The sequence below is a fragment of the Klebsiella sp. HMSC16C06 genome (assembly GCF_001808325.1).
Classification (GTDB): domain Bacteria; phylum Pseudomonadota; class Gammaproteobacteria; order Enterobacterales; family Enterobacteriaceae; genus Klebsiella; species Klebsiella variicola.
In genome coordinates this window covers 1-1,231 of record NZ_KV792991.1, presented here as the reverse complement: position 1 = coordinate 1,231, position 1,231 = coordinate 1, and the positions used below count along the sequence as shown (strand labels likewise).

Below are 1,231 nucleotides of genomic sequence, written 5' to 3'. Positions count from 1 at the left end.
TCTGAAATCTCAAGGCCGTTGACCTTACGTTTGCCTTTGTACAGGGTTTCTCCGTATTCTGTTTCCACCACCCGGGCGTCCTTATCCAGCAACGGGGTGCCGGTATAACTATGGTTATCTGTCTTTAATGTGATAGTGACTTCTTTGCTGTTTTGATAGTTTATGGAAGTTTCATACTGCCCGAGCAGTGAGGCATCAACCTGCCCATACTGAATAGCTAACTGATTGCCTGAGGGGCGCTGATTATCCTGACGGGGTTGCAACCCTGACAGAATAGCCAGTAATTGTGATTTTTTCTCAGGGATGTTATATTTCAGACTAAATATTTTTCTTTTAGTGTCATATTTTTTATCACGAGAATCCTGAGCTTTCATTTTTATAATAAAGGATACTCCATCGTTCCACCTACAGGCCTCAAGCGTTCTGAATACATCGGAAATTGAATTGGTATTTATATATTCAAATATTTTTCCTTTCATGTCAGAAGGAAGTTGATAAATCTGTTTAAGATAAGGCGCATCTTGAGGAAGTTGAGGCTGCATGTTTCTGAGTTCTTCTTCATGTCGTATCAAGAACTGCTGAAATGGAGGGAAGTATTGCCGTTTTGTTTCCACCGTGGTCATCTCTGAACCCTGGATAAACATCACCATCCCGGCTGGCGTAAATTCAGCCGGAAGCGCCACAGAATAAAAACCAAAATACCGCGTTTCGGGGTGCTGCAATAATGAGGTGACCATCACTTTCTCCCTGTCATTTAATGAATACTGATACGCGCCGGGTTTGAATGCCAGCCATCCCGTGATAAATATCCCCATCGCCAGCAGCAGGCCGTTTCTCAGGCGATGTGGGCCATTAAGCAAAAACCATTTATTTATCATTATTGACCTGCCGGGAAATTATTATTATGGCGTGTGAAGACAAAGAATATCTGGAATGTTATCGTTAATCAGGCTCTGTATGATAATCTGTTTTTACCACCGGGTGGGGTGATATTTAATTGTTTCGGTTATATTCTCCCACAGAGCTACCAGTTCATTCTCGGTTAATGCGTTATCCGCGTGCAACAGGTCAACGGTGTAATCCATCGACAACTCCAGTAGCTTATTCCCTTCTTTCTTATCTTGATGGATAACCAGTTCAAAATTATAAATTATGGCTGGTTTTGCATAATAACTATCAGTCTGTTTCGTCCACCATTCTGAAATCTCAAGGCCGTTGACCTTACGTTTGC

The 1,231-nt window shown here is 42.1% G+C and carries 2 protein-coding genes; both read right to left on the bottom strand.

The features are described from left to right. Positions 1-878, bottom strand: an 878-nt coding sequence (locus HMPREF3142_RS07675; RefSeq protein ID WP_070611943.1) for a hypothetical protein, incomplete at its 3' end; no start/stop codon positions are given. Between the two features lie 93 nt (positions 879-971). Then, the coding region (locus tag HMPREF3142_RS07670; RefSeq protein WP_267283789.1) for a T6SS immunity protein Tli4 family protein at positions 972-1,231 on the bottom strand (260 nt) is incomplete at its 5' end.